Genomic DNA, 21,312 nt, shown 5'->3' with positions numbered 1-21,312 from the left:
TTTCCCTTCAGTGAAGTAATGATTCTGACCAGATAACCCTGCAACCATACATCTCAACTTCCCCCTGACGGTAACGCCCCTGATGGTCAATACCGGTCATGGTATAACCCGACTTTTTCCCCCTGAAATGACTGACGCAAGGACTGTCGCGAGAAACACGAATAACCGGCTTTCCTGAATAAATCATGATGCTGGTGACAGGCGTATTCATTGCATTGAGTGCCGCAATAGCATTCATCAAATCAGCCAGCTGTTTATTAACGTTCGGTATTGTTTTCATTTAAACCGCCTTAATAACGTCGGCATTAACAACCGGAACGCCGAGCTGTGCGGCCATATTCATGGCTGCAATAATCAGATTGCTGATGGCCAGCGGATATAACAGGCTGACAACCCCCCGGCGACCGCCAATATTGTTGCTGAGGCGAGCGCGAATCGCGTCGACGGCGCTGTTATCAAGAACATCCGAGACGGATTTACCGGCCCGCTTAAATTTGAACTCCAGGAACCGCTCCAGCTCCGAATCCAGTGGCAGCAACTCGACGACCTCGCAGCGCTGTACAACCTCGCGCACTTCCTGGTTACGTTCTGACAGCTTCATCGCGAGCTCAGGCTGACCAATCAGCACGATGGATAGCAGTTTTTTAAAGCCATGTTCCAGCTCAAAGAAGCGCTTCAGATGCTTCAGCGTGGGCAGCGGCAGTGAGTGTGCCTCTTCAATCACCAGAACATGGCTGTAACCGGCGTTGCTGGAATCCTTCAGGACACGGTGTAACTGGCGGAAACGGGCCTCCTGGCTGCGTTTGACACCTTCCAGCGGTGCGATGGTGCTGATGATCGCCTCGGCGATGCTGGCCGCTTTCAGGGTCTTGCCTTTATTGTCATTGTCCTCCATCGCAATGATGTAGGGCTCAATGACGATGACCGGCGTATTTTCGCGGTGGATACGTTCGATCAGGTCGCGGCGCAGCGTGCTTTTCCCCGCCCCGGATTCGCCGATAACCGCCATAAAACCACCGTGCCGGGCCGTCTGATACAGCGCCTCGCGGACGTAGCGGATATCCGGCGTGGTAAACACATCCTCCGAACTCTGCATCGCGTCATCTGCAAACGGGTCACGGAAAATACCGAATTGCTTTTTGGTGACTGGATTTAATACCTGTTTTGCCAGTAACATATTCTCGTCCTCTTCGTTTTTTGCCTGTTGCGGGACGGAGGTACTGGCGGATTCCGCCGCCAGTACCTCATCAAACGCCCGGGACAAGTCCTGTCCGAGCCCGCGTGATGCCAGAAAATTCATTATTTTTTGCCGCACTTCTTCAGGGCGACGCTTCGGCCAGATGCCGTGGTTAATCAGCTGTGAAACGGCGGGCTGCGAAACAGCTGCAGCTGCAGCAACTTCTGTCTGTTCGATACCGTGCTGCTTCATCAGGTCTTTCAGTACCAGCATGGGTGCCTCCGGTTAATGGCCGTTAACGATGCTGAGTCGTGGCGCTTTGTTCCCGGCCAGCTCCTGCGCGATGGCGTCAATATCTTCTGCCGGAACGCCTTCCGGAAAGCGACTGACCAGCTGCGCGTAGTGTTCCGGGAACCAGTTATGGCCAGCCGCAGTCAGGCGCTCACGCAGCAATTTAGCTGCTTCAACATGAGATAACGGGCGCTGCTCGATGCGCGGGCCACGCACCTGACTTTCCTGGCCGCGTTTTGGCAGATAGGTCGGGTGATCGTCGCGTTCAATATCGAGATATGGGTTGAAACGTCCCCCGAACGGCAGGGATTTGCCTTTTCTCGCGGCCTCTGTCTCTTCCTTGCTGGCGGTGCCGAAAACGTGCTGCTCAACTTCATCAAGATGCTGCTGGGCGACGGTCTGGGGCAGCGATTTAAAGCTCTCACCGATAACCGGGGCATCAACAGCAAAGCCGTGTTCGTCTTTCTGCACCTCGTCAACCAGGAAGAAGGTTTTCAGACCATCCTCACCCGTCATCACCACCTGAGCCTGCTCGTCACGGTAGAGGTTGCGGGCAACCATCACGCGGTCATTCACGCAGACACCCGGCACAGCGGAAACGTCGTACTGCCTCCCCCGGAAACGTACCCGGATAAAGCTGTCCACCTTGCAGCTGACCGGCGCAGAAACCGCCGCTTCCCGGCAGACCTCAACAGAGGGAGCCTTGACCAGTTGCTCTTCGGTGATCAGCAACCATTTATCCGTGCGGGCCATGCCGTAACGGCTGTGAATGGCCGTGCGGTTGAACTTCATCCGCCACAGACGCGCCAGGCGGTTCAGCTCGTCGATGCTCTCCACCCGGCAGAAGCGCAGGCCGTGTTCGAAATCCCGTTCCAGAATGTCACGAGCCTTTTCCACCGAGCCGGTGGCCCGGGCGTTGCGGGCTTTGTGCGCAATCAGCCTGATGCCCAGAGCCTGGCACAGGTTGCCCATCGTGGGGGATTTCAGGGCTGCACCGGGGTCGGTGAACAGCACCTTTGGCACCCCGTGCAGCACGTCAGCGCCGCCGCGTTCCTGCATCATGTTGATCAGGACGGACGTGAAGTTCTCTGTGGTTTCACCGCCGAAGCGATACTCCAGGTAGATCCACCCGGTGGTGTGGTCGGTCCCTTCAAAAGACCAGACGCGGTCATTGACGACTTTGGCCACGTTGGCGGGCTTGTTCTTGTTGAACTCCTTCTCATCCATGATGCGCAGCCCGGTATCCCCCTTAACCCCTTTGGCCGGGTTCTTGAGGTAATACAGTACGCAGATGGACGCATCCAGCTGCCAGACGTGGTTCGGGTGGCGGCTGGCCAGCTGCACTGCCGGAGCCGGTGCCCGCAGCTGGTCAGGGTGCAGGCGGTACTGGCGCAGGGCGCGGATAATGGCGCTGGCCGACAGCGGCACAATCTCACCGGTGGTCTCATCAAGCCTGCCGCTGACGATCAGACCATTATCGCGCAGGCTGTTGATGGCTTTTTCCACGCTGAGGGTACGTTTGCCCGTCCCACGGATGGTTTCCATCAGAGTGCCGGAAATGGTCATCGCCTCCTCGCGGGTCAGCGCGGAATCACCAGCGTCAGAGCGCTGTTTTCTCGGCTTCTGCAGGCGGACGGCATTCAGTTTTTTGAGCAATGTGGCACGTGACATACACAATTCTTCGCAGGCTGCCTGATACACTGCTTCTTTTTTGCCATGCCCGGCAGCGCTGGCTGCTTCGGCAATGGCAACGAGTCTCTGAGTAAGGACTGGATTCATCGCGGCCCCCTCAGATACCAGTGTCAGTATGTGAGTCCGCTTTTTTGCGCGACATGGCCGCTCTGTAGATAGCGGCGATGCGGTCCAGTTCGTCAGTGGTAAATGGAGGATTCCCGTCCCAGAGGAGCCGCGCATACTCAGCCTGCCGTTCAGCAATAATCTTGTTATTGGCATCAAAAATGGCCTCTTTTTCATCCAGAACGCGTTCCTGATGCCCACGCTGGATCTGGCGGATTTTGCCCTTCAGCAGCCGTTCCATCGCCGCAATGAAAGGCCTGGTATCTTCGGCAGTTACAGTCAGCTGCAGCTGGCTGTCCCGGGTGGTGATGGTGAAACCGTTGGCCATATCGGGTACATGGCGGCACAGGGCAGCGCCCAGCGCCTCTGGTGAGTCAATAACAGCGGTGGTTTTATCCATTATTTTCATCCTCTTGCTGTGCTTCTTTTACCCAGTCCGGTATCACGCTGGTCTCGCGGGCTTCCGGCAGGCTGAATTCCTGACGCAGCTCTTCAAACTGCGCCTGAAGGTCATCAAGCAGGCCCGCCATCATGCCGGTATGGTTGATGCCGGTGCGTTCGGTGTGCTCGGTCAGCGCGTTGAAACCGCTTTTAAGGTCAAAGAATGCGCTGAGAACCCCGCTTTTAAAGCCAGTGACTTCCGTCTCAAGCGCCACGCCTTCTTCGTCCGGTGTTTCAGTGGTGGTGCGGCGAACCAGGCGGGATTTCAGCTCCTCTTTTTCATTGCGCATCGTGCCGAGTTCTTCTTTTTTCTCGGCCAGCATCTGGCGACTGATTTCAAGGTCGGTCTTCAGCTCTTCCTTCTCGCGGGCATGTTTGGAAATCATCTCTTCGGCCAGCTCAAGCAGCGCGGTTTTGTCGCCTTCTTTGGCCACTTCGATCAGGGCGCTTTTCTGGTCTTCCGGCAGGCGGCGGAACTGGCGCAGCTCGCGATAGCCGATACCCATACGGGACATGGATTCCAGGGCTTCTTCGCCGAAGGATTGGAGGTTGTTGATTGATTCATTAGCATGTTCAGGGGTGTATCCGAGCAAATTGCAGAATTCTGCCCATGTACCTGAAAACTCAAGACCGTCTTGACCCTTCTTTCCCTTAAGTGATTGATAAAGTTTATTTTCCTTTACAAATGCCATCTTAGAAGTCAAGACGGTCTTGGAAAATTGAGCAAACGCATCAGCCATTTGAGCCTGACCCAGTAACTGGTTCAGCAGGTCACGTTCATCGGTCATATGGCTGCTGACGGTGGCCATCAGGTTCTGGGAGGTAATCAGTTCAGGATTCAGGGTCACATCAGGTGCCAGTTCAGTGGTTTGTTGCTTAGTTCGGGCCATTCTTGCTTTTCCTTAATTAGCGACTGCCAGCGATGATGCGCTGATTCAGTTCATCAATACGCCCCTGAGCTCGGGCAATTTCATTACTGTGTGCAACAGCGATCTGCAGAACCTGGACACTAAGGGCAAACCTGCCGTTATCCAGCTTCTGGGCCAATCCTTCTTCAATAAGGGTATTGAGGGCTCGGTTGATATTGGCCGGTGATTCGTCCAGTGCTTTAGCAAGCTCGCTGTTGGAACGGCCACTGAGTGAAGACCCTTTGAGTGCTTTGAGAACCCGCAGGATACGGCCACCGGATGTGGATGTGATTACCTTGCTCATGTCACATACCTCTTTTCTATATATGAAACACTGTTACACTTATTGCAGGCTCTTCAGGCTGCAACGTTGCCGGGTTTGAGCCCTAGCTTGACGGCGATCTCGTGCGATTTACCGTAATTGGCTTTGGTCTGGCCATTAAGAACCCGGTAGACCTCATTCCGGGAGTAGCCATGCTCTTCAGCCCACTGGGTGAAAGTGACCCCTCGCTGGCGAAAGAGTGCTTTGACTTGTTCTGCAGTCATCGTTGTCCCCTTTATTGATGCAATGATGTTTGCCTTATGTGTGTTAGATTATTATCCCATAAATGGGATATGTAAAGAGAGAGCGGACAAAAATGTCACTTGGGGCACGTCTGAAAGAAGAACGAAACCGTTTGGGATTTAGCCAGTCTGAATTTGCTGAATTGGTTGGGGCTTCTTATAAAAGCCAATTAAGATGGGAAAAAGACGAGTCAGCACCTGGAGCTGATGCTCTTAGTGTCTGGGCTGGTGTCGGGCTGGATGTGCTTTATGTAGTTACAGGCCAGAGGAGTAATATGATGTCCTCCCCGGCAGCTATCCCAAAAATGTCCTCTGAAAAACAGGAATTACTGGATGCTTTCGATGAAATGACCCCCGAACAACGGAGGGCGATTCTTGAGGTTGGCAAAGGCCTCGCACAACCTAAACCAGGTAAACTTGCGGGGTAACAGAGAAAACAAGACAGAGGCAATGTGGTTAACATTTTTGACTATAAAAAATGTCGAAACACTCCCAGACACGAGGAGTGAGTATAGTAATAATGGAATATTCACCTGCCCAAAAAACATTCATCCGGAGTATCATTTTGGGGCGGATTAGCCCTGAACCATACAGTAAATTGAGGAATGAAAATGCGTTATTTCTTGGCTATTATACCGCTAGTAGCATTAGTTTCAGGGTGTTCAACAAAAAACTACGGCAGGCAGGGCGAATTAACTCAGTACGAAAAAGATATGATGTCATGCCGGGAAATAGAGTTAGAGGAAGCCAAAGTTCATGGTTTCCTGCAGCATGTTGATAAAGAAAGCCAGTTCGATGGTCGTTCAGTCCTTTCCTTTTTGGGTGATTTTGGTATTGGCAACACTATGGAAAAAAATAGTGCTCTTGAGAGTGCAAACACCCGACTGTCACAATTGCAACTACTTAGGGTAAAAAATGGCTGCACTCTAGGTGTCTCCAGGACGCCCTCAAACTCAAAGAGCGCAGAGTAATTGAACTATGGTCAGAATGGCCGATATCGGCCATTCTCTTCAGGATATGATTAGAAATTGCAGATAATTAGCTCTCGCTTGAGTTCAGCTTTACCCGTTGTTTGCAGGTTGTAGCGGATATCGACCGTCTGAATCCGCAGCCCGGCAAAGATTTCCCTCATTTCTTCGATATCGTTCACCGAAATAACCATTTTCCCGCTGATGGTCCGCGCCAGTTCCGCCATGCGCACATATTCCTCCAGCCCGAATTCAACGCCATATCCCTCAGTTTTCAGGTACGGTGGGTCACAGTAAAAAAGCGTATGGGAGCGGTCGTACCGCTTAATGCAGGTCGCCCAGTCCAGGTGCTCAATGGTGGTTCTGGAAAGTCGCAGGTGAGCGAGTGACAGTTCTTCTTCTATGCGTAGCAGGTTAAGGCGTGGTGCGCTGGTGGTAGTGGTACCAAAGGTATGATCGGCCACCTTACCGCCAAAAGCCTGTTTCTGCAGGTAGAAGAAGCGGGCTGCTCGTTGAATGTCGGTCAGTGTTTCTTCCGGGGTATCCTTCATCCAGCGGTATATCTGGCGACTGACCAGCGCCCATCTGAACTGCCGGACAAACTCGTCAAGATGATGCTTGATCACCCGGTAGAGATTAATCAGCTCGCCGTGAATATCATTGATGACCTCAACCTTGCTGGGCTCTTTCATGAAGTACAGCGCCGCTGCGCCACAGAACGGCTCCACGTAGCAGGTGTGTGACGGAAATAACGGAAGAATGTGTCTGGCCAGGCGGCGTTTACCCCCCATCCACGGTAATACTGGCAAAAACTGAGATTTCATATTCTGTAAGCCTTTTTCATTGAATGAAAATGCAGTAGGCTGAATCTGTCTCGCGAGACGGACTGAGCCAAGATGTGACTCACAGGTATGCGCTGTGTGTTACTGGCCTGCAGGATGTTAGCGCATCCCGCAGGCCGCTCTTTCTAAAGAGTGCCAATATTTTTTCTTAAACACACAGCAAGAGTCATCTGCCCTTGGGCGGAATACGTTGGGGAGCTGTTAGATGAATGAAAAGGTAGATATACAGGAAGCCTTTGATGCTTTAACAAACAGAGTTTGTGCTCTTGAAGCTGAGCTATTTGCAGTCAGAGCCAGAGACGAGGTGTTGCATGGCTTCTGACTTGTCAACTGATAGCCCATCCATCACCAGAGAAAATAGAGCGGCTGTGGGAGCACTTTGTAAGTGATGGTCTTGAACAACAGATGACTGCACGTTACGAAAAAAGTGATGCTTTCAAGCGTGAGGATATAGTCAAGGCTTTCAAAAAATCCCTAAAGGGAGCCGTTGAGCAGTGGAGCGAACAAGCTAAGGCCGCTAGAGAGCTTAAAGAAGACCAATAGAGGCGTGTTATCAGCTCGGAGTGACAAACAATACCTGATAGGGGAATTTAAAATGAATGATAAATCAAAACAAAAACCATCTAATGGCAGGCCTCAAAGACCCTCCGGCCCAATAACAGAAAGCCATAAGGACAAGCGACAAACTGACTTTGGCGATATCCGTGATGGTATTGTAATATCGAACACATTCGCTCCACCGGACCCACTTCCAACAAAAGGGGATAAAAATGGAGGAAGCACAAGATAACATCACCAAAAAATGGCATCACTTGCTGTTTGATATCCGTCGTTCTGTAAGATATCACAACCGTCGTCGGGCGTTTTACGACAGGTTAGATCAAGTCAGCAATATGTTATCCGTGATGCTGGGTTCAACAGCCATTTACGGGGTACTCGAACAATCGTGGAAAACCGTGGCACTTGTTGCCCTTGGGTTGGTGACTGGTCTATCAGCTATTAATCTGGTGTTGGGGTCTTCTCAGAGGGCTCGACTTCACTTCGATCTGGCACGTCAATTTGTAGAGATCGAGAAGGCGATGATGAAAACCGAACCCTCGGAGGAAAACATTGCTGAATTCACAGATAAGCGCCTGACCATCGAAATGGATGAGCCACCGGTTCTCCGCGTGTTGGATGCGTTGTGTTATAACGAGCAGCTTCGTGCAATGAACTATCCGAAATCAGAAATGGTTAACATCGGCTGGTTCCAGCGTAAGATGGCTCCTTTTATTGACGTTCACAGCGATCAACTGGAGAAAATAGGTAATACACCTCAACAACAGAATTAACCTTCAGGAAGCCCGATATCTGTCGGGCTTTTTTCTGCCCGGGGGCAAATTACTCTGCACCCCATTCTGACACACACTATCTCCTGATCTATTTAGCCCACGGGCACATTCATCTTCAGGAGTCACCTCATGTCGTTACTTCACAAGGTCCGTCACCAGCGGCTGCGCAACTGGATCATCCTTGCCGTTGCGCTGCTGGCCGCTATCGCCCTCATTTCGCCCGAACAGCTCGGCGTCACGCTGTACAAACTGTCTCTGGTTTCCATCGCTGCCATTCTCGGCTACCACCTTGATCGGGCTCTGTTCCCATATGCCAGCCCGGGTGGGTACCTGGCTAACGACTGGAAAAAGCAAAACACCAGGCAAGTTAGCAAGTTCAGTGGTGTTGAGTATTTCAGTGGACCTGAATATCCCGTCGCAAAAGGCTATGAGCTGATTTTCGCTGTGGTACTGATTCGCCGGGCGCTAATTGTCGCGGCGATCTGCCTCGGCGTGACAATGGGGCTCTGACGATGATCCGACTCGCGCTGTCCCTCATCCTGCTTTGCCTGCTGAGTGGTTGTCACCCGGTCTTTGCGGCCAGCATTCCGGTTGAGGCCCGGCAATACCAGCGCGAGCTGACGCGTAATGCCCGCGCTATCTGGGGGCTTAATGCCCCTGTATCCACCTTCGCCGCCCAAATCCATCAGGAATCACAGTGGAACGCCCGCGCCCGTTCTCCGGTCGGAGCGCAGGGGCTGGCTCAGTTTATGCCTGCCACCGCCAGCTGGATTGCCGGTATTTACCCTGAGCAGCTGAAAGACCGTCAGCCTTACAACCCGTCGTGGGCCATGCGGGCGCTGGTGCAGTACAACCGGTGGCACTGGCAGCGACTCCCGGGTACCGCCAGCGACTGTGACCGCATGGCTTTTGCGCTGTCGGCCTATAACGGTGGTCTGGGCTGGGTCCAGAGAGACCGGAAGCTGGCCACCAGTATTGGGCTGGATGCCAGTCGTTACTGGAACCAGGTCGAAAAGGTGAATGCGGGCCGGAGCGCTGCCAACTTTCGCGAGAACCGGGGCTATCCCCTGAAAATCATCTACACCTGGCAACCGCGCTATCTGGCGGCGGGCTGGGGACCGGGAGAATGCCATGACGTCGACTGAGTGGGTGAAAGTGATCGCCCGTTATCTGTTGTGGGGAGCGCTGATGCTGGGGTCGGTCTGGTTTATCTGGCATCAGGGATACGAGCGCGGGGAAGCGGATGTGCGACTTGAGGTTGCAAATCAGAAGACTCAGCAGGCCGCCGACTCCCTGAATCAGTTTATCGACGGGGCCAGGCAACTGACTGCGCAGGCAAATCAGGCCAGCACCTTACTGGCACAACAAATTAACGCCCGCCAGCAGGCGGATGAAAAATCCACGGAGGCCATTCGTGAGGCTCTCAAAAAGAACGCTGCCAGTCGTGCTGGTTGCAGGTTTGATGCTGACGTCATGCAGGAACTCGCCGGAGCCCGGGAGAGAGCAGCAACAGCCGCTTCCTCGGGTCTTACCCGCGAGGATGACCGTACCATGTCCCCGTCCGGTGTTTCCGGCAAGTAGCGGTATGGACGATCTCGCGGTGGCTCAGAAGCAGTTATATGACCAGTACGGCCTGTGCGCCGGTCAGCTGGTTGAAGTCATCAAGTGTGCCCAGGAGGGTAACTGTGGGAATAAATGAACTGAGATTCGACTGGGCATTTTTGCAATGGGCAGTGATGGCGGTGGTTGGTGTCTATACCTGGCTGATTGGTCGCCAGTCAGCCAGTCAGAAGGAATTGCTGGAGCTGCGCACCCGCATCACCACCGTTGAGGCACAGATTAAATCGGTACCAACGCAGTCGCAAATCACCGAACTCATCGCAAAACTGAGCCGTACTGAAGCCCAGATGCACGGGATGCAGGAGCAGATAGCGGCCACCTATCGTCGTACTGAGAATATCGAAGCCTATCTGCTGCAGAAGAAATAACGGAGGACCCATGAACTTTGCCAGTTTTTTGCGTGAGGACCAGCGCCTCGTTATGCTGCGTTTTTTGTCCGAGATGCCGAGTTACAGCTCCAACAGTTCCGTCATTTACCAGGCGCTGACCCGCTATGGCCACGCTCCCAGCCGCGACCAGATTAAATCTGAGCTGCGCTGGCTTGAAGAGCAGGGTCTGGTGACGGTTGAAGATATCGGGACGGTGCTGGTTGCCCGCCTGACCGAACGCGGCGCTGATGTGGCTGCGGGTCGGGCGATTGTGCCTGGTGTGAAGCGTCCCGGCGCGGGAGGCTGATATGGGAAGAAAGTCCACGATTCACCGTCTGGAGCCTGACGTCCGCGCCCATATCGAGCGCCGTCTGCGGGAAGACCGTATGACACTGGATGAGCTGCTGGCCGATATCCACGAACACTTCCCGGGCGAGGACGCACCCAGCCGCAGTGCGCTGGGTCGTTATAAGCAGACGTTTGGCGAAATGGTCAGTCGCATGCGCGAGCAGGACCAGATGGCCCGCCTGCTGGTCAGTGAGCTGGGAGAGAATCCGGACGAACGCGCCGGTGCCCTGATGGTTCAGGCCGTCACCACGCTCACCACCCATGCTGCCTTTACCGCTCAGCAGGCCGAGGACCCGGACATCGACACGGTGCGCCATCTTGCCCGTGCCGCCAAAGACGTCCTGCAGTCGCGTAAGGCCAGCCTCGATGAGCGCCGCGAGATTGAGCGTGCCACCCGTGAGCGGCTGCTGCACGAGCAGGAAGAGAATCTGAAAGAGACGGCCAGAGCGCAGGGGTTAAGCGAAGACCAGGTGCAGTTCTGGCGTGAGCGCGTGCTGGGGATCAAGTGATGAAACCCTTAGCGTCCACTATCCGTACCGTTGAATGGGATGAGCTTCCGGCGCGGGCCCGGGAAATCCCGTTCGGCTTCAACCCGTTTGCCGACGGTGTGTTGATGGCCCACCAGGTGGAATGCCTCAAATTTGATGTGTCCATTCTGGCTATCCCGAAGGGGCGGCGTGCCGGTATCACCTTCGCCTGGGGGCTTAACTCGACCCTGATAGCCGGGGCGCAGAAAGCCGCTGGCGGCGACAACGTCTACTACATCGGTGATACCAAAGAGAAAGGGCTGGAGTTCATTGGCTACGTGGCCAAGTTCGCCCGCGTCATCGCAGCCCAGCAGGCTCAGGACGTCTCAGCGATTGAAGAGTTCCTTTTCGAAGACCAGGACGAACAGGGTAATACCCGGATGATTGCGGCCTATCGTGTCCGCTTCGCCAGCGGGTTCCAGGTTGCTGCACTCTCGTCCCGCCCAGCCAACATCCGTGGTCTTCAGGGCGTCGTCATTATCGACGAAGCCGCATTCCATGCTGACGTTCAGGGGGTACTGGATGCGGCCACCGCGCTGCTTATCTGGGGCGGGCGTATTGTGGTCATCAGCTCAGAGAACGGCAAAAATAACCCGTTCCACCAGTTCTGTAAGGATATCGAAGAGGGGCGCTACGGTGACGATGCCGCCGTGTTACGTATTACCTTCGATGATGCAGTGACGAATGGCCTGTACGAGCGGGTCTGCGCGATGAAGGGCGAAGCGGCAACCGTCGAGGGGAAAAAAAACTGGTATAACCGCATCCGCAACGCCTATGGCCCGCGTAAAGCGGCGATGCGTGAGGAGCTGGATGCCATCCCGCGTGACGGTAACGGTATCTGTATTCCCGGTATCTGGATCGAGCGGGCCATGCCAGAGGAACGGCCCGTCATCCGTCTCGCGCTGGATGATGATTTTATCCATATGACAGAGGCGGAACGTGCCGCATGGGGTAAGGACTGGATTGACAGGGAGCTGCGTCCGGTGATGGCTGAAACCCTGAACCCGGAGCTGCGCCACGTGTTTGGTATGGACTTCGCCCGCCACCGGCACTTCTCCTCCATCGTACCGATGGCCATCATGCAGAACCTGTGCCGTGATGTCCCGTTCCTGCTGGAGCTGAACAACGTGCCGTCTGCACTGCAGCAGCAAATTTTGTACTGGATCATCGAGCATCTCCCCCGCCAGTCGGGCGGCGCGATGGATGCCACCGGGCCGGGTATGGTACTGGCCGAGTATACCGCCGACCGCTACGGTCGCCCGCGCATTGCCGAAATCACCCTGAATCGTAAATGGTACGGCTTCTGGATGCCGAAATTCACCGGCCTGTTTGAGGACAGCATGATCATCCTGCCACGCGATGAGAACACGGCGCAGGACCTGCGGGCCGTGGAAAAAATCGACGGTGTGCCGATGGTAGCCAGTCTGGAGAAAAAAGACCTCAAAGACCCTGAGCTGGTCCGCCACGGTGATACCGCGATTGCCGGTTGTCTGGCGAACTATGCGGCCCTGAATCTGGCCACAGAGATAGCGTTTGAGTCCACCGGTGAGCGCGATATTTTCCGCGTGCTGTCAGGCTTCGGCGACAGCAGCAGCGCCGGTGAATTCACTGAAACCGGGTTCGGTACCGTGCGTGGCATTAATGATTTTGGAGGATTCCTGTGAGTCGCAAAAAACAAAAAAGACAAATGCCATCAAAACCCTCATCTACACCGCGTCCTGAACTGGGGCGCGAGTTTGCCTCGACCGGTGACGGGCGCGATATCACCCGCCCGTGGATTGGTGCGCTGGCATTATCCGATGACAGCGTTCTGCAGCATCGCGGCGCACCTGACCTGAAGATTTACCGCGAGGTACTGAGTGACGATGAGGTTAAGTCGGCCTTCAGCCAGCGGCAGGATGCGCTGATATCCCGTGAGATTAAGGTCGAGGCAGGTGGTGAGCGTCCGGTTGATATTGAGGCAGCAGACGCCATGCGCCAGCAGATTGAATCGCTGGGTTTCGATCGTATTACCCGCCTGATGCATTTCGGTGTGTTTTACGGATACGCCGTCTCGGAACTGATTTATGGTGTCCGGGATAATTTATTGTGGATTGATAACATCAAAGTCCGTGACCGTCGCCGCTTCCGCTTCAGCCCACAAGGCGAACTGCGCCTGCTGACCCCACAGAACATGATGGCAGGTGAGCCCTGCGAGGGGCCGTATTTCTGGTCATTTTCCACCGGCGCAGACCACGATGATGAACCCTACGGTCTGGGGTTGGCGCACTGGCTGTACTGGCCAACCTTCTTTAAGCGTAATGACATTAAGTTCTGGCTGATTTTCCTGGATAAGTTCGGGATGCCAACCGTCGCTGGGAAACACCCCGAAGGGGCCACGCAGGAGCAGAAACGTAACCTGCTGGCGCTGACCCGTGCCATTTCTACCGACAGCGGCGTCATTATGCCCGAGGGGATGAGCGTCGAACTGATGTCTGCAGCCCGTTCAGGTGCGGCTGACTACCAGGCAATGTACAACGCGATGAATGAGGCTATCCGACGCGTGACGGTGGGTCAGATATCCAGTTCTGGTGGTGCAGCAAAAGGTATCGGCGGTAATGAGTCCCTGCAGGACAAAGTGCTGGATTCCATCGTCAAGGCCGATGCCGATATTATCTGTGAGTCATGGAACCGTGGCCCGGGCAAATGGTTTACCGAGTTTAACTTCCCCGATGCCGCAGTGCCGGTGGTGTCCCGCGTCTTCGAAGAGGCGGAAGACCTGAAAGACCGGGCTGAGCGCGACAAAACAATCAGCGAGACCACCGGCTATCGTCCGACGTTGGCCACTGTCAAAGAGACCTACGGCGGCGAGTGGGAGCCGAAGCCTGAGCTGGTATCATCTCCCCCCCGGGCCGCTGCGCCGTCGTCATTTGCGGAGCATAACCCGGACCATAACGATACCGCCACTCTGATGGCTGGTCGCCTCAATACCGAACTTCGCCCGGTCATGGACGGATGGATCAATCAGATAAAAGTGCTGGTTGACTCTGCTGAGACCGCCGACGAGTTGCGTGACGGCCTGACGGTGCTGATACCTGATATGTCGCTTGATGACTATGCCCGTATTCTGGGCGAAGCGATGTCTGCTGCTGCCTTGGCTGGACGTAACGATCTGCTGGAGGAAATGAATGGCCGGTAACGTCAGCTATGGCTCGCTACCGTTCAGCGAGCAGATTGCCTTCTTCCGTCGCAAGTTCAATACGAAGACTGATGCCTGGACAGACGTCTATGGCTCCGCACATGACACTGAGTTTATGGTTGCCGGAGCCAACCGCGATGCCCTGCTGGCAGACCTGCGTACTGCAGTAGAGAAAAGTCTTGACGGTGGTACGCTGGAAACCTTCCGCAAGGACTTCGCGGCCATCGTTGCACGTTATGGCTGGAGTTATAGCGGCGGCTTTGAGTGGCGCTCTCGCACCATTTACGAAACGAACCTGCGCAGCGCTTATATGGCCGGGCGGTTTAGACAGTTGATGGACATGCGCGATACTCACCCTTACTGGGAATATGTCCACAGTGATTCCGTTGAACATCCACGTGAGGAGCATCTGGGATGGAACGGGATGATCCTGCGGGCAGATGACCCGTGGTGGATTTATCATTTCCCGATTAATGCCTGGGGATGTGAATGCAGCGTGATTGGTCGCACTGACGATGACCTGCGGCGTATGGGCAAAGACGGCCCGGATACTGCGCCCCCCATCAAATTCATTGCCCGCGTGATTGGCCAGCGCAGTCCGGGTGGCCCGAGGACCGTTATTGTGCCGGAGGGGATTGACCCGGGGTTTGAGCATACCCCTGGCCGCAGCCGGTATTTCAGTGAAGTGCCACCGCCCCGGAGCAGTAACCCGATCGGCGACGGACCGTTCACCCCGGTGGAGGAAGCGCCAGCCACATCGGCACCGTTGCCAGCGCCCCGTCAGGCTCCGGTGCCTGAAGGCGATACTGATGCGGTGCACGCCTTCCTGCAGCTGTTCGGCGCAACCGCTGAGCGCGATGCAGTATTCCGGGACCCGACGGGCCAGCGCATCGCCATTGGCAGCGATATGTTCACATCGCCGGAAGGTCATGGCCAGATACCGCTGACACTGGCGCAGGCACTTCAATTGGCCGAGGCTGTCCGTCACCCCGATGAAATATGGGCGCAGATTGTCTGGTTACCGGAAGAACAGCAGTCGCTGGTGAGACGGTATTACCTGGCACGCCTGCAGCAGGAGGGGGAAACGGACCCGCTGTCGGTGGTGTTCGCCACCGGGCGCGATGGCTGGGCCGGGAATATTTCAGCTGATGATACGCTGCTGCAGTCACTGCGACAGGGTATCAGCCTGTGGTCGCGGGAGGACTGACGATGTCGGGTGTGACGCTGACGTTTGATGCTCAGGATGCGCTGAGCCGACTGTGGGATGCCCGGACCGAAATGATGCGCCCGGCACCGCTGCTGCGTTCAATGGGAGAGCGCCTGCTGGAGTTTCACCAGCAACGTTTCACGGAACAGACATCGCCGGAGGGAGTACCGTGGCAGGAGCTATCGGCCCGGTACCAGAAGCGTAAGCGAAAAAACAGGGACAAAATCCTGACCCGCGACGGTTATCTGCGTAACACCCTGCGCTGGCAGGTGAATGCTGATGAACTGCTGTTCGGTACGAACCGGGTCTATGGTGCCATTCACCAGCTTGGTGGTACCATCGAAATCGCCGCCCGCAGTCAGCAGGCGTATTACCGGCAAAAGAAAAACGGCAAGGTTGCCAGTCAGTTCGTCCGTAAGTCGAAATCAAACTACTCACAGTGGCACACTATTCCGGCCTACAAAATCACGATCCCCGCCAGAAAGTGGCTGGGTGTGTCAAACGCGGAAGGGGAAACCCTTATCGATATGGCGAAAAACTACCTGCAGGGGGCGTTTAACTGATGTCGCCGTCAGACGCCCTGTAACGCGTTCTGGTGGTCGTCTGGCTACGATGGCGCAATCCACGCTGGCGACCCGTATTATAATACGTTTTAATACGGCTCCCGGCCCTTTTCCTCCCTCTCGCTGGCCCTCAGTTTTACCTTCCGTCCCTTTTTATCTGTCCGTGGGCAGATTACCCCCTGAGCACGTTTCGTCATGATGTCGCCATAACCCCTGACAACCAGAATGACGATAGCCATGACGACGAGTACAGCTAAAGCAACACTTGCGGTTTTTGCCCCCGGCACCCACACCGCGATGGATGGACGGACCATCACGTTCACCCCTGAAGACTGCATTGATCTGGCCAACAGCTACGACCCTTCAGTATCGGAAGCACCGTTTGTCATCGGGCATCCGAATCTGACCGCTCCGGCGTATGGCTGGGCGGAACGCTTCGAGTACCGTGACGGCATCGTCTATGCCGCGCCGCGTCAGGTGAATCCGGCCTTTGCGGAAGCCTTCAACGCGGGCAGCTACAAAAAACGCTCCCTCTCTATTTATCAGCCTGACAGCCCCGGCAACCCGAAACCCGGTCATTTCTACGCCCGCCACGTGGGTTTTCTGGGGGCCGTCCCTCCTGGCGTCAAAGGGCTCCCTGATGCGCAGTTCGCAGAGGCCAGCGGCGATAACGGCCCGCTGGAGTTCGCGTTGCCGTGGGAAGCCGACAATCTGGCCAGCCTGTTTCAGTCGATTCGCGACTGGGTGATTCAGGAGACAACCATCGAGCAGGCCGATTCCATCATTCCTCAGTGGCGTATCCAGTCGATTCTGGACTCGGCCACCGATGAACGTAAGTCAATTTCACCACTGGCGTATGCCGAGGAGACCAATGTGGACCCGAACCAAAAGACCACCGTTACGGCGGAGGAGCTCGCCCGGCGTGAAACCGCGCTGGCAGAGCGTGAAGAGAAACTACGCAAGGATGAAGAAGCCGCAAAACTACGCGATGCGAAGGTGCGACGCGACGCGGTTGTCAGCTATGCAGACGGGCTGGTTAAAGCGGGATCTATCCTGCCACGCCAGAAGAATACTGTGGTTGAGGTACTGCTTAGCCTTAACTCCACACCGCTGTCTTTTGCCGATGGTGATGCCACGGTGAACAAAACCCCGGAAGAGCTGCTGCGCGATGTGCTGAGCCAGAAGCCCAAAGTGATGGACTTCAGCGAAAAAACCGGCACGGCTGATGATCCTGTCGATTTCGCCGATGCTTCCGCTCTGGCCACTGCCGCACAGAACTATCAGGCAGAGCAGGCTAAACAGGGTCGCACCATCTCCATGACAGACGCCGTTAACCACGTGAAGAAAGGAGCCCAGCAATGAATATTCCGGGTCTGATCACCTGCCATAAGGCAGAAGTGGCACTGGCTGCGCGTCGTATGGTCACGCATGGCACGGTGCCGGACGAAATCACTCTGGCCGTCGATGGCAGCAAGCTGATTATCGGTGTCACCACCCTCGTTGCAGCCAGCGTCGGGGAACCCGCCGATGTGGTTCGCAGCCAGCTGACGCCGGTTATCTATGGTGGTGATGTTGTCGCCGGTGACCCGCTGACGGCTGATGCTGACGGTCGCGCAATTCCGGCTACAGCGGGTCAGTTCTATCTCGGCTTTGCGGAGTATGGCGGTGCCGAAGACGATCTCGGCTCTGTCTGGATTGCTCCGGGTCAACTGGCCGCTGCTGCAGCCGGAGGCGGTTGACAGCAGCACCAGGGGTAACAAACAGAATTTTTCATCTTATTTTTCCGGAGTAATTCAGAATGTCCAAAGCACCGTTTCCCATTGACCCCCACCTGACGGCGATTGCCATCGGGTACCGTAACCTCTCCCTCATTGCCGACAGCGTGTTACCGCGCGTGCCGGTGGGGAAAGCCGAGTTTAAATGGTGGAAGTTCGATCTCGATCAGGGCTTCACCGTACCGACCACCACCGTCGGACGGACGTCACAACCCAATCAGATTGAGTTTGATGCAGAGGATGAGACCTCCTCGACCAACGATTACGCCCTTGATGCACCGGTTCCACAGTCCGATATCGACAATGCTCCGGCCAATTACGATCCGCTGGGTCGTGCGACCGAGCGCGTGTCCGATATCATCATGCTCGACCGAGAAGTTCGCACCAGTAAAGAGGTGTTTAACGCGGCCAATTACCCTGTGGGTAATAAAGAAAACCTGGCTGCTGCTGACCGGTGGGACAACGACGCGAGCAAACCGATTAAGAAAATTGTCACTGCGCTCGACAAGATGATCATGCGCCCGAACGTGGCGGTACTGGGACGCTCTACGGCAACAGCCCTGCGTCAGAACCCGTCGGTCGTGAAAGCCTATAACGGCACACTGGGTGAAGATGGCCTGGTACCGCTGGACTTCCTTCGCGGCCTGTTGGAACTCGACGAAATCGTCGTCGGTTCGGCGTTCGTCAATATCGCCCGACCGGGCCAGAAGCCGGTACTGGTGCGTGCCTGGGCCAACCATGCCGCCTTTATCTACCGTAATCTGCTGGCTGATACCCAGGGTGGCGTGACCTTCGGCTTTACCGCGCAGTTTGGCTCCCGTGTCTCCGGCTCCATTCCTGATCCGGACATGGGGATGCGCGGTGGCCAGCGCGTCCGTGTCGGTGAGTCCGTGCGCGAGCTGATTGTGGCTCAGGACTGTGGCTACTTCTTCCAGAATGCCGTATCGGCCTAAGCGGAGGCGAGTGATGGCCGTGACCTGGTATATCTCCCTTGCTGAACTGGCTGACCGCCCGGGTGCGGTCGAACTGTCTCAGGTGACTCAGCTTCCGGGCAAGCCACCGGCCCGACCGGAGCTGCTGGATGCGGTGTTGCGTGGGGAAGAGACCACGTCATGGCCTCCTGCTGAAGTGGCGGTGGCCCTTGAGGTGGTGGAGCACATTGGCGGTGCGGTGGAAGAAGCCCAGAACCTGATTGACGGTTATCTCCGCCAGCGTGGCTACACCCTGCCGCTGGTGAAGGTCCACCCGATCCTGAGCAGCTGGGGCCGCTCCGTTGTGCGCTACAAGCTGCATCAGCATCGTATATCTGATGAACGGACAGACCCGATTGTCCGTGATTACCGCGATGCGATGAAGCTGATGGAGCAGCTGGCCAACGGTAAATTCAGCCTCGGCGCAACCGATACGCAGAAACCCGCTGGCGGTCCGCCGATGGTGGACGGTCCCGGTCGCACGTTCAGCATGGACTCACTGAGGGATTACGGAAAATGAGCAGCGAACCGTTTTCCATCAGTCTGATCGTCGAGCGCCTGCAGCCACTGACGCCGTCCCCGCTGAGCTTCCTCGGCACCATCGTCGAATACAGCCAGGTGACGGAGTTATCCGGTTTTGCGGTCCCCGGGGCGTATGTGCTGATGGGACCTGAGCGCGGTGTTCCGGGGAACGGGAGCCGGGCGCAGGTTGCCGAGGCGGTCTTCGGTGTGGCCGTTGCCGTGCGCAACTATGGTCAGGGTGCAGACGGTCTGACCCATGAAATCAGCCCGCTGATAGGCCAGATACGCGACCAGCTGATTGGCTGGGTCCCCGGCAAACTCGCAACCACCGGTATCCAGTGGCTCAAGGGCGACATTCTGGACTATGACGGCGGTACCCTGCTCTGGATGGATACCTTCCAGGTCAATCATGTTATCGGAGGCAGACGATGCCCGACGTAAAACTCCTGCAGCCGCATACCCATCAGGGTAAGCGTTTTGCAGCCGGTGAAACCATCACCGTGACCGAAGCCGAAGTAGTCTGGCTCCGGGACCATCAACTTATCGGGGTTGCCACTCCGGTCGTCAGCGACACTCAGGGCAACCGTGGCAAAAGCAAACAACAGGAGCCGGAAGACAATGGCACAGCTTGAAACCTACTACTACGGCCAGGGGAAAGTGTTTCTGGCCCGTCGTCTGGCTAACGGCAAGCCCGGTGCATTCCGCTGGGTTGGCGATGTATCGGCCTTATCGCTGGCGCTGACGGTTGAGCGTCTTAACCACAAAGAGAGTTATTCCGGACGCCGGGGCACGGTGCGCAGCTTTGTCACCAACCAGGACGGTACGCTGACGTCAACGTGGCACGATCTGGCCCCGGAGAATCTGGCCGTGGTGCTGTACGGTGAGCAGGTTGTAATCCCCGCAGGCACCATCACCGGCGAACTTCTTCCGGCAGGTATTATGGCGGGTGAACGCTACATTCTGGACCATCAGCGCGTCAGTGACGTGGTTATCGGTAGCCTGGTGGAAGGGACCGACTACGAAGTGGATTACACCTACGGGGCGATCACCTTCCTGACCGCTCAGGCAACGTCACCGTCCGTGAATTATGAGTATGCAGGTTCGGTCAACACCACGCTGTTCACGCAGCAGCCGGAAGATTTTTACCTGCGTTTCGAGGGGATCAACCTTGCCGAAGGCGGTGCGGCGAAGATTCTGGAGCTTTACAAAATCTCCTTCTCCCCGGCCTCTGCGCTGGCGCTGATTCAGGGCGACACCTCGCTGGCCGGGCTGGAGACCACCTCCACCGTGCTGTACGACAATGCCCGCCCGGATGACCCGACCATCGGTCGCTTTGGCCGCGTCATTGATGTTGCGGAGCCTGTCGCATGAGCAAGCAGAAACCCGCCGATACCGAAGACGAGCTGAGCGTGCTGCTCTCGACCCGCAATATCACCATTGCGGGCCGGGGGCTGGTTATCCGCGAATACACCCTGGTGGACATGCTGCAACTGGGCGACAAACTGGATGCGCTCACACACAGTCTGGCGGAGGTCATGCAGACACCGTGGCCCATGATTGAAGAGATTGAAGCCGTACTGCGAAAGCACGCCGGTGATATCCCTGAACTCATCGCCTGTTCTGTGGACCAGCCCGTTCAGTGGGTGGCGCTGCTGCCCGCCGGTGAGGGCCAGAGCCTGATTGACTGGTGGTGGACCCAGAACCGCCGTTTTTTTATGAACGCTGTCGTCCGGCTGGAAACCATCAGGGCAACACGGGCGAAATTGTCGGCTTCGGCAGCATCTTCGCAACCCTCATCCGGGCCGGACATGACCCGGGCAGGCTCGGAACCTACACCCTCCGCCAGCTGACGCTGTATTACAGCGAAGCGCTAAGGCAACACCGGCAGGACTGTATTGACCGCGTTATTGACGT

At 56.0% G+C, this 21,312-nt stretch carries 30 protein-coding genes; 22 read left to right on the top strand and 8 right to left on the bottom strand.

The window, feature by feature from the left end; all coding sequences use genetic code 11:
* Positions 1-7: 7 nt before the first annotated feature.
* Genes AQ981_RS08690 through AQ981_RS08660 form a run of 7 tightly spaced genes read right to left on the bottom strand, consistent with a single transcriptional unit; the run spans position 8 to position 5,160 of the window.
* Entirely contained in the window at positions 8-280 is a 273-nt protein-coding gene (locus tag AQ981_RS08690) for a hypothetical protein (RefSeq protein WP_032742827.1), read from the bottom strand.
* Positions 281-1,450: an ExeA family protein gene (locus tag AQ981_RS08685; protein ID WP_058911347.1), complete on the bottom strand. Its 1,170-nt coding sequence runs from the start codon at positions 1,448-1,450 to the stop codon at positions 281-283.
* Between the two features lie 12 nt (positions 1,451-1,462).
* On the bottom strand, positions 1,463-3,247 hold the full coding sequence (locus tag AQ981_RS08680; RefSeq protein ID WP_058911346.1) for a DDE-type integrase/transposase/recombinase: 1,785 nt from the start codon (positions 3,245-3,247) through the stop codon (positions 1,463-1,465).
* Between the two features lie 10 nt (positions 3,248-3,257).
* Positions 3,258-3,665, bottom strand: a complete 408-nt coding sequence (locus tag AQ981_RS08675) for a hypothetical protein (RefSeq protein ID WP_058911345.1) — start codon at positions 3,663-3,665, stop codon at positions 3,258-3,260.
* Entirely contained in the window at positions 3,658-4,596 is a 939-nt protein-coding gene (locus AQ981_RS08670; protein WP_058911344.1) for a hypothetical protein, read from the bottom strand. The genes AQ981_RS08675 and AQ981_RS08670 overlap by 8 nt, the downstream gene beginning before the upstream one ends.
* A 16-nt stretch (positions 4,597-4,612) precedes the next feature.
* Positions 4,613-4,918 carry a helix-turn-helix domain-containing protein gene (locus AQ981_RS08665; RefSeq protein ID WP_016808597.1) on the bottom strand — a complete coding sequence of 102 codons (306 nt, stop codon included), beginning with the start codon at positions 4,916-4,918 and terminating at the stop codon, positions 4,613-4,615.
* A gap of 53 nt (positions 4,919-4,971) precedes the next feature.
* Positions 4,972-5,160 carry a DNA-binding protein gene (locus AQ981_RS08660; protein ID WP_058911343.1) on the bottom strand — a complete coding sequence of 63 codons (189 nt, stop codon included), beginning with the start codon at positions 5,158-5,160 and terminating at the stop codon, positions 4,972-4,974.
* 92 nt (positions 5,161-5,252) lie between these two features.
* Between AQ981_RS08660 and AQ981_RS08655 the strand changes: the two genes are divergently transcribed.
* Positions 5,253-5,606 (top strand): helix-turn-helix domain-containing protein, encoded by a 354-nt coding sequence (locus AQ981_RS08655; RefSeq protein WP_071608840.1) that lies wholly within the window; start codon positions 5,253-5,255, stop codon positions 5,604-5,606.
* Between the two features lie 177 nt (positions 5,607-5,783).
* Positions 5,784-6,149, top strand: coding sequence for a hypothetical protein (locus tag AQ981_RS08650; protein ID WP_058911341.1), 366 nt, complete (start codon positions 5,784-5,786; stop codon positions 6,147-6,149).
* 50 nt (positions 6,150-6,199) lie between these two features.
* On the opposite strand, the gene AQ981_RS08645 is transcribed toward AQ981_RS08650, so the two are convergent.
* The gene (locus AQ981_RS08645; protein WP_058911340.1) at positions 6,200-6,970 is read right to left on the bottom strand and encodes a DNA adenine methylase; all 771 of its coding nucleotides are present in this window, start codon (positions 6,968-6,970) and stop codon (positions 6,200-6,202) included.
* Positions 6,971-7,393: 423 nt separating this feature from the next.
* On the opposite strand from AQ981_RS08645, the gene AQ981_RS28035 reads away from it, so the two are divergent.
* From AQ981_RS28035 to AQ981_RS27615, 20 genes are all read left to right on the top strand, one after another.
* Entirely contained in the window at positions 7,394-7,531 is a 138-nt protein-coding gene (locus tag AQ981_RS28035) for a hypothetical protein (protein WP_154675920.1), read from the top strand.
* Positions 7,532-7,758: 227 nt separating this feature from the next.
* A complete protein-coding gene (locus tag AQ981_RS28030; RefSeq protein WP_058911339.1) occupies positions 7,759-8,319 on the top strand; it encodes a hypothetical protein in 561 nt (186 codons plus the stop codon).
* A 129-nt stretch (positions 8,320-8,448) separates the two neighbouring features.
* Positions 8,449-8,829, top strand: coding sequence for a putative holin (locus tag AQ981_RS08635; protein WP_032742844.1), 381 nt, complete (start codon positions 8,449-8,451; stop codon positions 8,827-8,829).
* A 2-nt stretch (positions 8,830-8,831) separates the two neighbouring features.
* Complete coding sequence (locus AQ981_RS08630; protein ID WP_179192449.1) at positions 8,832-9,464, top strand: transglycosylase SLT domain-containing protein; 633 nt, start codon at positions 8,832-8,834, stop codon at positions 9,462-9,464.
* Positions 9,451-9,900 carry a hypothetical protein gene (locus tag AQ981_RS08625; RefSeq protein WP_058911337.1) on the top strand — a complete coding sequence of 150 codons (450 nt, stop codon included), beginning with the start codon at positions 9,451-9,453 and terminating at the stop codon, positions 9,898-9,900. Before AQ981_RS08630 ends, AQ981_RS08625 begins: the two co-directional genes overlap by 14 nt.
* 104 nt (positions 9,901-10,004) lie before the next feature.
* Positions 10,005-10,307, top strand: coding sequence for a DUF2730 family protein (locus AQ981_RS08620; RefSeq protein ID WP_032742847.1), 303 nt, complete (start codon positions 10,005-10,007; stop codon positions 10,305-10,307).
* Positions 10,308-10,317: 10 nt separating this feature from the next.
* Complete coding sequence (locus AQ981_RS08615; protein WP_016808585.1) at positions 10,318-10,614, top strand: VpaChn25_0724 family phage protein; 297 nt, start codon at positions 10,318-10,320, stop codon at positions 10,612-10,614.
* A 1-nt stretch (position 10,615) separates the two neighbouring features.
* Positions 10,616-11,164 carry a phage protein Gp27 family protein gene (locus AQ981_RS08610; RefSeq protein WP_058911336.1) on the top strand — a complete coding sequence of 183 codons (549 nt, stop codon included), beginning with the start codon at positions 10,616-10,618 and terminating at the stop codon, positions 11,162-11,164.
* Complete coding sequence (locus AQ981_RS08605) at positions 11,164-12,846, top strand: hypothetical protein (RefSeq protein WP_058911335.1); 1,683 nt, start codon at positions 11,164-11,166, stop codon at positions 12,844-12,846. Before AQ981_RS08610 ends, AQ981_RS08605 begins: the two co-directional genes overlap by 1 nt.
* Before the next feature lie 23 nt (positions 12,847-12,869).
* Positions 12,870-14,360, top strand: coding sequence for a DUF935 domain-containing protein (locus tag AQ981_RS08600; RefSeq protein ID WP_058911334.1), 1,491 nt, complete (start codon positions 12,870-12,872; stop codon positions 14,358-14,360).
* On the top strand, positions 14,350-15,567 hold the full coding sequence (locus tag AQ981_RS08595; protein ID WP_058911333.1) for a PBECR2 nuclease fold domain-containing protein: 1,218 nt from the start codon (positions 14,350-14,352) through the stop codon (positions 15,565-15,567). Before AQ981_RS08600 ends, AQ981_RS08595 begins: the two co-directional genes overlap by 11 nt.
* 2 nt (positions 15,568-15,569) lie before the next feature.
* Entirely contained in the window at positions 15,570-16,130 is a 561-nt protein-coding gene (locus AQ981_RS08590; protein ID WP_058911332.1) for a phage virion morphogenesis protein, read from the top strand.
* 237 nt (positions 16,131-16,367) lie between these two features.
* The gene (locus AQ981_RS08580) at positions 16,368-17,492 is read left to right on the top strand and encodes a hypothetical protein (RefSeq protein WP_071608838.1); all 1,125 of its coding nucleotides are present in this window, start codon (positions 16,368-16,370) and stop codon (positions 17,490-17,492) included.
* The gene (locus AQ981_RS08575) at positions 17,489-17,869 is read left to right on the top strand and encodes a hypothetical protein (protein WP_058911329.1); all 381 of its coding nucleotides are present in this window, start codon (positions 17,489-17,491) and stop codon (positions 17,867-17,869) included. Before AQ981_RS08580 ends, AQ981_RS08575 begins: the two co-directional genes overlap by 4 nt.
* 59 nt (positions 17,870-17,928) lie before the next feature.
* Positions 17,929-18,858: a major capsid protein gene (locus AQ981_RS08570; protein ID WP_058911328.1), complete on the top strand. Its 930-nt coding sequence runs from the start codon at positions 17,929-17,931 to the stop codon at positions 18,856-18,858.
* Between the two features lie 13 nt (positions 18,859-18,871).
* Positions 18,872-19,396, top strand: a complete 525-nt coding sequence (locus AQ981_RS08565; protein WP_058911327.1) for a gp436 family protein — start codon at positions 18,872-18,874, stop codon at positions 19,394-19,396.
* Complete coding sequence (locus tag AQ981_RS08560; RefSeq protein ID WP_032742864.1) at positions 19,393-19,839, top strand: phage tail terminator protein; 447 nt, start codon at positions 19,393-19,395, stop codon at positions 19,837-19,839. Before AQ981_RS08565 ends, AQ981_RS08560 begins: the two co-directional genes overlap by 4 nt.
* The gene (locus AQ981_RS08555) at positions 19,827-20,030 is read left to right on the top strand and encodes a DUF7210 family protein (RefSeq protein WP_058911326.1); all 204 of its coding nucleotides are present in this window, start codon (positions 19,827-19,829) and stop codon (positions 20,028-20,030) included. Before AQ981_RS08560 ends, AQ981_RS08555 begins: the two co-directional genes overlap by 13 nt.
* Positions 20,017-20,769 (top strand): phage tail tube protein, encoded by a 753-nt coding sequence (locus tag AQ981_RS08550; RefSeq protein ID WP_058911325.1) that lies wholly within the window; start codon positions 20,017-20,019, stop codon positions 20,767-20,769. The genes AQ981_RS08555 and AQ981_RS08550 overlap by 14 nt, the downstream gene beginning before the upstream one ends.
* The gene (locus tag AQ981_RS27615) at positions 20,766-21,248 is read left to right on the top strand and encodes a DUF6631 family protein (protein ID WP_058911324.1); all 483 of its coding nucleotides are present in this window, start codon (positions 20,766-20,768) and stop codon (positions 21,246-21,248) included. Before AQ981_RS08550 ends, AQ981_RS27615 begins: the two co-directional genes overlap by 4 nt.
* Positions 21,249-21,312 lie beyond the last annotated feature (64 nt).

The organism is Entomohabitans teleogrylli (genome assembly GCF_001484765.1).
GTDB classification, from domain to species: domain Bacteria; phylum Pseudomonadota; class Gammaproteobacteria; order Enterobacterales; family Enterobacteriaceae; genus Entomohabitans; species Entomohabitans teleogrylli.
Note: the sequence above shows the minus strand (reverse complement) of the source record. Positions and strands in the feature narration are given on the sequence as shown.

Excerpts from the sequence above, each read along its gene's own strand:
- AQ981_RS08690 (WP_032742827.1), bottom strand. The coding sequence starts at position 280 with ATGAAAACAATACCGAACGTTAATAAACAGCTGGCTGATTTGATGAAT.
- AQ981_RS08685 (WP_058911347.1), bottom strand. The coding sequence starts at position 1,450 with ATGCTGGTACTGAAAGACCTGATGAAGCAGCACGGTATCGAACAGACA.
- AQ981_RS08680 (WP_058911346.1), bottom strand. The coding sequence starts at position 3,247 with ATGAATCCAGTCCTTACTCAGAGACTCGTTGCCATTGCCGAAGCAGCC.
- AQ981_RS08675 (WP_058911345.1), bottom strand. The coding sequence starts at position 3,665 with ATGGATAAAACCACCGCTGTTATTGACTCACCAGAGGCGCTGGGCGCT.
- AQ981_RS08670 (WP_058911344.1), bottom strand. The coding sequence starts at position 4,596 with ATGGCCCGAACTAAGCAACAAACCACTGAACTGGCACCTGATGTGACC.
- AQ981_RS08665 (WP_016808597.1), bottom strand. The coding sequence starts at position 4,918 with ATGAGCAAGGTAATCACATCCACATCCGGTGGCCGTATCCTGCGGGTT.
- AQ981_RS08660 (WP_058911343.1), bottom strand. The coding sequence starts at position 5,160 with ATGACTGCAGAACAAGTCAAAGCACTCTTTCGCCAGCGAGGGGTCACT.
- AQ981_RS08655 (WP_071608840.1), top strand. The coding sequence starts at position 5,253 with ATGTCACTTGGGGCACGTCTGAAAGAAGAACGAAACCGTTTGGGATTT.
- AQ981_RS08650 (WP_058911341.1), top strand. The coding sequence starts at position 5,784 with ATGAAAATGCGTTATTTCTTGGCTATTATACCGCTAGTAGCATTAGTT.
- AQ981_RS08645 (WP_058911340.1), bottom strand. The coding sequence starts at position 6,970 with ATGAAATCTCAGTTTTTGCCAGTATTACCGTGGATGGGGGGTAAACGC.
- AQ981_RS28035 (WP_154675920.1), top strand. The coding sequence starts at position 7,394 with ATGACTGCACGTTACGAAAAAAGTGATGCTTTCAAGCGTGAGGATATA.
- AQ981_RS28030 (WP_058911339.1), top strand. The coding sequence starts at position 7,759 with ATGGAGGAAGCACAAGATAACATCACCAAAAAATGGCATCACTTGCTG.
- AQ981_RS08635 (WP_032742844.1), top strand. The coding sequence starts at position 8,449 with ATGTCGTTACTTCACAAGGTCCGTCACCAGCGGCTGCGCAACTGGATC.
- AQ981_RS08630 (WP_179192449.1), top strand. The coding sequence starts at position 8,832 with ATGATCCGACTCGCGCTGTCCCTCATCCTGCTTTGCCTGCTGAGTGGT.
- AQ981_RS08625 (WP_058911337.1), top strand. The coding sequence starts at position 9,451 with ATGACGTCGACTGAGTGGGTGAAAGTGATCGCCCGTTATCTGTTGTGG.
- AQ981_RS08615 (WP_016808585.1), top strand. The coding sequence starts at position 10,318 with ATGAACTTTGCCAGTTTTTTGCGTGAGGACCAGCGCCTCGTTATGCTG.
- AQ981_RS08610 (WP_058911336.1), top strand. The coding sequence starts at position 10,616 with ATGGGAAGAAAGTCCACGATTCACCGTCTGGAGCCTGACGTCCGCGCC.
- AQ981_RS08605 (WP_058911335.1), top strand. The coding sequence starts at position 11,164 with ATGAAACCCTTAGCGTCCACTATCCGTACCGTTGAATGGGATGAGCTT.
- AQ981_RS08600 (WP_058911334.1), top strand. The coding sequence starts at position 12,870 with ATGCCATCAAAACCCTCATCTACACCGCGTCCTGAACTGGGGCGCGAG.
- AQ981_RS08595 (WP_058911333.1), top strand. The coding sequence starts at position 14,350 with ATGGCCGGTAACGTCAGCTATGGCTCGCTACCGTTCAGCGAGCAGATT.
- AQ981_RS08590 (WP_058911332.1), top strand. The coding sequence starts at position 15,570 with ATGTCGGGTGTGACGCTGACGTTTGATGCTCAGGATGCGCTGAGCCGA.
- AQ981_RS08580 (WP_071608838.1), top strand. The coding sequence starts at position 16,368 with ATGACGACGAGTACAGCTAAAGCAACACTTGCGGTTTTTGCCCCCGGC.
- AQ981_RS08575 (WP_058911329.1), top strand. The coding sequence starts at position 17,489 with ATGAATATTCCGGGTCTGATCACCTGCCATAAGGCAGAAGTGGCACTG.
- AQ981_RS08570 (WP_058911328.1), top strand. The coding sequence starts at position 17,929 with ATGTCCAAAGCACCGTTTCCCATTGACCCCCACCTGACGGCGATTGCC.
- AQ981_RS08565 (WP_058911327.1), top strand. The coding sequence starts at position 18,872 with ATGGCCGTGACCTGGTATATCTCCCTTGCTGAACTGGCTGACCGCCCG.
- AQ981_RS08560 (WP_032742864.1), top strand. The coding sequence starts at position 19,393 with ATGAGCAGCGAACCGTTTTCCATCAGTCTGATCGTCGAGCGCCTGCAG.
- AQ981_RS08555 (WP_058911326.1), top strand. The coding sequence starts at position 19,827 with ATGCCCGACGTAAAACTCCTGCAGCCGCATACCCATCAGGGTAAGCGT.
- AQ981_RS08550 (WP_058911325.1), top strand. The coding sequence starts at position 20,017 with ATGGCACAGCTTGAAACCTACTACTACGGCCAGGGGAAAGTGTTTCTG.
- AQ981_RS27615 (WP_058911324.1), top strand. The coding sequence starts at position 20,766 with ATGAGCAAGCAGAAACCCGCCGATACCGAAGACGAGCTGAGCGTGCTG.